Here is a 7127-nt window from a genome sequence, read left to right on the forward strand (position 1 = left end):
ATGCGCGTAGTCGTAATCGGGGCCGGAGTGATCGGCGTCACCACCGCCTGGTACCTGCAGGAGGCCGGAGCCGAGGTGGTGCTGGTCGATGCCGGCCCCGGCCCGGCGACCGGCTCCAGCCAGGCCAACGGTGGCATGCTCCACGCCAGCCACGCGGAACCCTGGAACACGCCCGGCGTGGGCCTGGACCTTCTGCGCTTTCTGGGCCACACGGAATCGCCGCTGCTGCTGCGCCCGCGCGCCCTGCCAGGGCTGACCGGGTGGGGCCTGCGTTTCCTGTGGCACAGCCGCCGATCGCTGTTCGAGCAGCACACCCGCCTGAATGCGCGCCTGGCCGCCTTTTCACTCAGGGAGATCGATCGCCTGCAAGGGGAACTGGCCTCGGAGGGGCTGGCGTTCGACTTTCGCCGCTGCGGCATCCTGAAGCTCTTCCAGGACCCCGCCAGCCAGGCTCACAATCGCGCGGCCAGCGCGTCAATGCGCGACGAAGACGTCCGCTTCGAGGACTGGGACGTGGAGCGCATCGTCGCCGAGGAACCGGCGCTGGCGCCGGTGCGCGAACGCCTGTGCGGCGGGCTGTTCTTCCCGGGTGATGCCATCGGTGACGCCGCCCGGTTCACCGAGCAGCTGCTGACGATCGGCCAGCGCCGCGGTATCCGTTACTACCCGAACGTCACGGTCCGGCGCCTGCGCACCCACCAGGGCCGGATCAACGCGGTGGAGACCTCCGAGGGGCCCATCGCGGCGGATGCCTGTGTGGTGGCCAACGGCTATCACGCCCCCGACCTGCTCCGCCCGCTGGGCCTGCGCCTTCCGGTGGCACCGGTGAAGGGCTACTCGCTAACCCTGCCGATGAATCCCGACTGCCACCTCAACCTGCCAATCATCGACGATGCCAACAAGGTCGTAATGACCCCGCTGGGGCACCGACTGCGCCTGGCCGGCACCGCGGAATTCGCCGGCCGCGACCGCCATCTGAACACCGCGCGCGCGGCCAACGTACTGGATCAGTGCCGGCGCACGCTGACGGGCCTGCCCCAGGCCTTCGACGCCGGGGCAATGGCGCCGTGGACCGGCCTGCGTCCGATGAGCGCGCGCGGGACCCCGATCCTCGGACCCACCGCGGTGCCGGGGCTTTACCTCAACACGGGCTCCGGCCACCTCGGCTGGACCTTCGCCTGCGGCGCCGCCGCGCTGGTGCGCGACAGCGTGCTCGACGAGCCCCCGGCGATGCCGCTGGACGGCCTGACGCTCTGATTTCCAACCGTTTGGGGCGCGACAGCCCTGGTCGATGCGTTGAGCACAGCGAAACGCATCAAGGGAGAGCCCCGACTCCGTCCGCACTGTCTTCAGGCCGCGGAGAACACCATGCGGATGCGCGCGCCATGGAGCTCCGGGGCCTGTTCGATGAACAGCGTCCCGCCGTGGTCCGTGACCAGCGTGTGGATGATGCTGAGTCCCAGGCCCTGCCCCTCGCCGGGGCCGTCATTCTGGCCGCCGCGGGTATCCGCGCGCTGGCCACGCTCCAGCACCCGGGCGCGGTCCGCCGGCGGAATGCCGGGGCCGTCATCGTCAACGATCAGCGTCACCTCGCCTGGCTGGCACCGGGTGGTCACGCGTACCCGCGTGGTGGCATGGCGAATGGCGTTGTCCAGGGTGTTGCCCAGGAGCTCGAAGATCGCGCCGCTGTCCATGCGCAGGGCACAGCCCGGGGCCAGATCGGTCTCCAGGTCCACCCCCTGCTGGGCCGCGAGCCGGCCCAGCGCCTGCCCCGTGCGCTCGATAATCGGGGCCAGCGGCTCGGCGGCCTGGAACGGAGCCGGGCCGAGGCGCTGGGCCTGATTCAGCTGGTGCTGGACGATACCCTGCAACCGGTCCACCTGGCGCTGCATGTCGTCGGTGTCCGGGCGGGTACTCCCGAGATTCAGGCGCAGGGCGGAGATCGGGGTCTTCAGGCTGTGGGCCAGGTCCGCCAGTGCATTCTGCTGGCGCGCCAGGCGCGCGCGCTCGAACTCGACCAGGTCGTTGATGCTGCCGGTCAGGGCGCGAACCTCCGTGGGGTAGTCCCCGGCCAGCCAGGCATGATCGCCGTGGCGCAGGGCGTCCAGGTCACGCCTGACCTGGCGTAGCGGGCGCAGCCCCCAGAACCACAACGCCAGGGACAGCACCAGGATCATCGACAGGGTCATCGCGCCCAGCCCCTGCCACAGGCTGGTGCGGTACTGCTCGACCTGTTCGTCGAAGGCCTCGCGGTCCTCCAGTATCTGGAAGGTGAGGCCCACCTGGTCCCCTTCCAGCTCCCACTGCACCGGCAGGCTGAAGCTGAAGTACTCGTCCTCCGACCAGTCGCGCAGCGAAACCCCGACGGCCGACGGCGAACGCCACAGGGTCTGGCCCTCCTCGCCGAGGATGCGGGCATAGAGGCCACTAACCGGAAGCTGCAGGCGACTCTCCGGGAGCATCTCGGGGACATGGACATCGGCCGGCCCGATGACATCGGCCAGTCCCATCAACAACAGGACCTGGGCCTCCAGCCGGGTTTCCACCGCATCCGCGGCGTTCTCACGGAAGGCCGCCTCCAGCACCCAGGCCGTCAGCAGAGAGAAGATCAGGACGGTGACTGCCGTGACCCCTGCCAGGCGCAGGACCAGGCTGCCGCGCAGCTGGCGCAGGACCGCTCTCATGCGGGCCGGGCAGCCTCGCGGCGGGTCATCGGGGGGTGTCCGACTCGTGGTCCGGCGCGGCGTCGGGTTCGCGGGCGAAACGGTAGCCGCGCCCGCGCAGCGTCTCGATCAGGCCCAGGCTGCCGTCGGCATCCAGCTTGCGCCGCAGTCGCCCGATGAGCACCTCGATCACGTTGCTCTCGCGGTCTTCGTCGTGATCGTAAAGGTAGTCCGCCAGCGCGTCCTTGCTGAGCACCCGGCCGGGCTGACGCACCAGGGTCATCAACAGACGGTACTCGAACGTGGTCAGGGTCACCGGTTCACCGTTCAGCCAGACCTCGTCCCCGGCGGTGTCGATCACCAGCGGACCGAAGTAGAGGCGCTCATGGCCGGACTGCAGGCTGCGCCGTGCCAGGGCGCGCAGCCGGGCCAGGAGCTCCTGGATATGGAACGGCTTGGCCAGGTAATCATCGGCGCCGGCTTCCAGGCCCTCGACCTTGTCTTGCCAGCGATCGCGGGCGGTCAGGATCAGGATGGGCAGCCGCGGCTTCGACTCGCGCGCCTGGCGAATCACGTCGAGCCCGTCCATGCCCGGCAGCCCGAGATCCACCACGGCGATATCGCAATGATACTCGGTCAGCAGATACAGCCCGGTCTCGCCATCCGAGGCGGTATCCACGCGACAGCCGCTACGCTCCAGTTCCTCGCCGATCTGGTTGCGCAGGGCGACGTCGTCCTCGATCAGTACCACGCGCAAATTCATTCCGGGAGCTCCACTTCGGTACCTTCCTCGATGCGCAGGGTACGCACTTGCTGGTCGTTGGTCAGGATACGGATCACGAACAGGCGCGCCCCGTACCGGCTCACGTCCTCGCGGGCGTGCAGTACCCGGCCGGGATAATGCGCCTCGATCTGAGCCACCGCCTCGTCCAGATCCCAGACGGCGGCTTCGGGGTCGTCGGTATTGAACTGGCCCTGGGCCGGGAGCGCGACAAACAGGAACATTGCCAGCACCAGCACGGGGCCCGTGCGGGGCCACGTCATGCGCCGCACGCGGTGTCCGGGCTGCAGATCCGGCGTGGGTCGCATGTCGGCGCATCCTCCGGGCATTTGCGTGGAAAGGTCTTGAAGATGCAAGGGTATCGGCCTAGCCTGAACGATATCTGAAACCGAGCGGAACCGTCATGCACGACGCCCCTGCCGAACAACCCGAAATCCCGCTGGAAGAAGAAGCCGGCCCATTGCCGTGGAAGGAACTCATGCCGCATTTTGCCCGCGGCGTGGTGATCCGCGTAGCGCCGGAACTGGACCTGATCGAGGTGGCCCGCGCCTTCCGCGATGACGCCACCCACCAGGTGAGCGAATGGCTGGCCAACGATCAGGTCGCGCGGGCCTCGGACGACGATGCCCGCCGCTGGGCCGCGAACGATCCCGTCTTCACCGCCATCGTGGCCGCGCCCTGGGTTCTCGCCCAGGAACGGACTCCGTCCCACTAGTCCCCGACGATGCCCGTCTCCCTTGGCATCGCCGGCGAGACCATGGAGCGGCTGATCCAGGCCGCACGGGAGTTCCACGCCAAGGAGGATGTGGTCTTCCCCGACACCGGGGCCGAGGGCAGCGACGATGACTGGGCCCTGCAGGTGCTGGCCGACCACGCCAGCGACCTGACCCTGCAGGAAATCGAGTGCACGCTGCGCGACCTGGGCCCCGAACAGCAGGCGGAGCTGCAGGCGCTCAGCGGAGTCGGGCGCGGGGATTACGCAGTCACGGACTGGGATGCGGCGCTGCAGGAGGCCCGCGACGACTGGAGCGCGGACACCGTGCACTGGTTGCTGACCAATCCGCAGATCGCCGACGAATGGGCCGCTGGCCTGGAACAGATCGAGCGCGAGTCGTAACGCGCGCGCCGCCGGGGCAGTCGCCTGCCTATTCCAGTTCCTCGGGGTCGAAACGCACGGCGATGCCGCCATCCATCACCCGCACCACCTGGGCCTTCACCCGAGGCGCTTCGCCGCCATCGCCGAGTACCCCGAACACCTGCAGCATCAACTCGTCGTCCGAGGCGAGCTTCATCAGGTGCCCCACGCAGGCGTTTTCCGGATCGTCCCACTCCAGGAAGGCCCCGCCGCCGGAAATGTCGTTGGTGGTAAGGGTGACCTTGTCCCCGCTCTCGCACTCGGCCACAACCTCGACCGTCATCGGGATCCGTGGATGACGACGTCGTTCCCCTGTCATGGCACTCCTCCTGACCGCAGTTGCCTTTGCAATGTATCGAAAAGGCGATTTGTATGTGCTATACGACCTGCATGATCGTTCGTTTTCGCGATCAGGCGCAACTATCGGGCTCGAACCCGATGGCGCGAATCACAACCCGGATCATCACACCGGGCCAAAGGATGAAGGCAGTACGTCACAGCTGTCGCTCGCAAAAGCCACTTCTAACGGAGGAGTCCGTTCCAATGAAGAAATCGCATTTTTATCTGGTGGGGCTCGCCGCCTCACTGGTGATGGCGGGCACTGCTACCCAGGCCTTCGCCGAGGACGACGAAATCACCCGGGGCCAGCTGATGGCCGCCTCCTGCACGGCCTGTCACAACGCCGCCGGTGCCGAAGAGGGCATGCCGGACCTGAGTCGCATTCCCGCTGATGTCATCGAGGATCAGATGAAAGCATTCCGCGACGGAGACCGCGACGCGACGATCATGGATCGTCACGCCAAGGGCTACACCGACGAGGAAATCGAAGCGATGGCCGGCTACTTCAGCCGCTTCTGATCAGGGGGAATCCAATCATGCAAGACTTTACTCGACGCAATTTCCTGAAGGTCGCCGGCATCAGCAGCGCCGCGGCCTTCACTGGTATCGGCTGCGCCACCAACGCCACGACCGGGTCCGACAAGGCCCATGTGGTGGTCGTCGGCGGCGGCTCCGGCGGCGCCACCGCCGCAAAGTACATCAAGCAGTTCTCGCCGAACATGCGGGTCACACTGATCGAACCGAACGCCACCTACTACACCTGCTACGGCAGTAACTGGGTGATCGGCGGCCTCGCCGGCATGGACGACATCGCCCACGGCTACGACACCCTGCGGGACGACTACGGCATCGAGATCATCGAGGACCGGGTCACCGCGGTCGATGCCGATGCCCGCAGCGTGCGCCTGAGCGATGGCGACAGCGTAAGCTACGACAAGCTCGTCATGTCACCGGGCATCGACTTCCGCTACGACAACATGCCGGGCATCTCCGAGTCCGATGCCGACCGGATCCCGCACGCCTGGAAGGCCGGCTCGCAGACCGAGTTGCTGCGCTCCCAGCTGCGCGACATGCCGAACGGCGGCGTATTCGTCATGGTCGCCCCGCCCAACCCGTTCCGCTGCCCGCCAGGGCCGTACGAACGGGTATCGCTGGTCGCGAACTACTTCAAGGAGGAAAAACCGCGCTCCAAGATCATCATCCTCGACCCGAAGGATGGCTTCTCCAAACAGGGCCTGTTCGAGGAAGGCTGGGCCGAACACTACGGTGACATGATCGAGTGGCGGGCCGGTTCCGAGGGCGGTCGCGCCGAGGAGATCGACGTCGACAACATGACCGTGCTGGCCGACAGTGGCTTCGAGCGTGTCCGTGCCGACGTGCTGAACTTCATCCCGGCCCAGCGTGCGGGTCAGATCGCCCATGACGTGGGCCTGACCAACGACGAAGGCTGGGTGCCGGTGGACCAGCTGACCTTCAAGTCGGAGATGGACGACAACATCTACGTCCTGGGCGACGCCAGCGTGGCGGGCGCCATGCCGAAGTCCGGCCACTCGGCCAACAACCAGGGCAAGATCGTGGCCGCCGCCATTGTGCGCGAGGTCTCGGGTCAGGAGCCGATTAACCCCTCCTCCGCCAACACCTGCTACAGCCTGGTCACCCCGGATCACGCCATTAGCGTGGCCGCGGTCTATCAGTACAAGGATGGTGCACAGGCAGGGGTCGACGGTGCCGGCGGTGTCAGTCCGTCGGGTGCCAGTTCCAGCTTCCGCCGCCGCGAGGCGGAATACACCCGGGCCTGGTACGCCGGCATCACCAAGGATATCTGGGGATAAACCCGGGCGTTCCAATACGGAACACACTCGAACGGCGCCTCCGGGCGCCGTTTTTTTTGCTCACCACGAAGCGCGCGAGGAAATGCAAGGTCAAGATCGGTTAACAGGAAGGATGGAAGAGCGGAAGAAAAACAGATTGTTTTGCCGCTGGTCGTGAGCCCCAGACCCGACCGACGGGTGAACGCTTACCAGATCGATCTGGACCCAAGGCCAATAGCCTTGCCTTTCTTCGCGTCTTCTAATCTTCCTGTCAGGCGCTTTTCTCTCCTGCGTGTCCCCGTGTGCTCCCATGAAACAGTTTTTAAGTCATTGTTTTATTGTTTTTAATTGGGCTCTTCTCAAGCGGATTTGGTTGTCAGTTCCAGGCCCAACTGGCG

The 7127-nt window shown here is 66.4% G+C and carries 9 protein-coding genes; 5 read left to right on the plus strand and 4 right to left on the minus strand.

Annotated features, from left to right (window positions below; translation table 11 throughout):
• A complete protein-coding gene (locus tag ACESLR_RS07050; RefSeq protein ID WP_373054544.1) occupies positions 1-1257 on the plus strand; it encodes an FAD-dependent oxidoreductase in 1257 nt (418 codons plus the stop codon).
• Between the two features lie 92 nt (positions 1258-1349).
• Here the strand turns inward: ACESLR_RS07050 and ACESLR_RS07055 are convergent, their stop codons facing one another.
• From ACESLR_RS07055 to ACESLR_RS07065, 3 genes are read right to left on the minus strand one after another with little or no spacing between them, the layout of a single operon-like run.
• Entirely contained in the window at positions 1350-2684 is a 1335-nt protein-coding gene (locus ACESLR_RS07055) for a sensor histidine kinase (protein WP_373025073.1), read from the minus strand.
• A gap of 25 nt (positions 2685-2709) precedes the next feature.
• Positions 2710-3426: a response regulator gene (locus ACESLR_RS07060; protein ID WP_373066906.1), complete on the minus strand. Its 717-nt coding sequence runs from the start codon at positions 3424-3426 to the stop codon at positions 2710-2712.
• Complete coding sequence (locus tag ACESLR_RS07065) at positions 3423-3752, minus strand: PepSY domain-containing protein (RefSeq protein WP_373025075.1); 330 nt, start codon at positions 3750-3752, stop codon at positions 3423-3425. Before ACESLR_RS07065 ends, ACESLR_RS07060 begins: the two co-directional genes overlap by 4 nt.
• 95 nt (positions 3753-3847) lie before the next feature.
• On the opposite strand from ACESLR_RS07065, the gene ACESLR_RS07070 reads away from it, so the two are divergent.
• Both ACESLR_RS07070 and ACESLR_RS07075 read left to right on the plus strand, forming a co-directional pair.
• A complete protein-coding gene (locus ACESLR_RS07070; RefSeq protein ID WP_373025076.1) occupies positions 3848-4159 on the plus strand; it encodes a DUF2288 domain-containing protein in 312 nt (103 codons plus the stop codon).
• A 9-nt stretch (positions 4160-4168) separates the two neighbouring features.
• A complete protein-coding gene (locus ACESLR_RS07075; RefSeq protein ID WP_373025077.1) occupies positions 4169-4561 on the plus strand; it encodes a DUF3775 domain-containing protein in 393 nt (130 codons plus the stop codon).
• A 28-nt stretch (positions 4562-4589) separates the two neighbouring features.
• Here the strand turns inward: ACESLR_RS07075 and ACESLR_RS07080 are convergent, their stop codons facing one another.
• Positions 4590-4898 (minus strand): PilZ domain-containing protein, encoded by a 309-nt coding sequence (locus ACESLR_RS07080; RefSeq protein ID WP_081644495.1) that lies wholly within the window; start codon positions 4896-4898, stop codon positions 4590-4592.
• A 224-nt stretch (positions 4899-5122) separates the two neighbouring features.
• On the opposite strand from ACESLR_RS07080, the gene ACESLR_RS07085 reads away from it, so the two are divergent.
• Both ACESLR_RS07085 and ACESLR_RS07090 read left to right on the plus strand, forming a co-directional pair.
• Positions 5123-5437 carry a c-type cytochrome gene (locus tag ACESLR_RS07085; RefSeq protein ID WP_373025078.1) on the plus strand — a complete coding sequence of 105 codons (315 nt, stop codon included), beginning with the start codon at positions 5123-5125 and terminating at the stop codon, positions 5435-5437.
• Positions 5438-5454: 17 nt separating this feature from the next.
• Complete coding sequence (locus tag ACESLR_RS07090) at positions 5455-6750, plus strand: FCSD flavin-binding domain-containing protein (protein WP_373025079.1); 1296 nt, start codon at positions 5455-5457, stop codon at positions 6748-6750.
• The last annotated feature ends 377 nt before the right edge of the window (positions 6751-7127 follow it).

It is taken from the genome of Thioalkalivibrio sp. (genome assembly GCF_041685615.1).
Taxonomy (GTDB): domain Bacteria; phylum Pseudomonadota; class Gammaproteobacteria; order Ectothiorhodospirales; family Ectothiorhodospiraceae; genus Thioalkalivibrio.

Coding starts and splice junctions, on each gene's coding strand:
- ACESLR_RS07080 (WP_081644495.1), bottom strand. CDS start 4,898: ATGACAGGGGAACGACGTCGTCATCCACGGATCCCGATGACGGTCGAG.
- ACESLR_RS07070 (WP_373025076.1), top strand. CDS start 3,848: ATGCACGACGCCCCTGCCGAACAACCCGAAATCCCGCTGGAAGAAGAA.
- ACESLR_RS07075 (WP_373025077.1), top strand. CDS start 4,169: ATGCCCGTCTCCCTTGGCATCGCCGGCGAGACCATGGAGCGGCTGATC.
- ACESLR_RS07060 (WP_373066906.1), bottom strand. CDS start 3,426: ATGAATTTGCGCGTGGTACTGATCGAGGACGACGTCGCCCTGCGCAAC.
- ACESLR_RS07085 (WP_373025078.1), top strand. CDS start 5,123: ATGAAGAAATCGCATTTTTATCTGGTGGGGCTCGCCGCCTCACTGGTG.
- ACESLR_RS07090 (WP_373025079.1), top strand. CDS start 5,455: ATGCAAGACTTTACTCGACGCAATTTCCTGAAGGTCGCCGGCATCAGC.
- ACESLR_RS07055 (WP_373025073.1), bottom strand. CDS start 2,684: ATGAGAGCGGTCCTGCGCCAGCTGCGCGGCAGCCTGGTCCTGCGCCTG.
- ACESLR_RS07065 (WP_373025075.1), bottom strand. CDS start 3,752: ATGCGACCCACGCCGGATCTGCAGCCCGGACACCGCGTGCGGCGCATG.
- ACESLR_RS07050 (WP_373054544.1), top strand. CDS start 1: ATGCGCGTAGTCGTAATCGGGGCCGGAGTGATCGGCGTCACCACCGCC.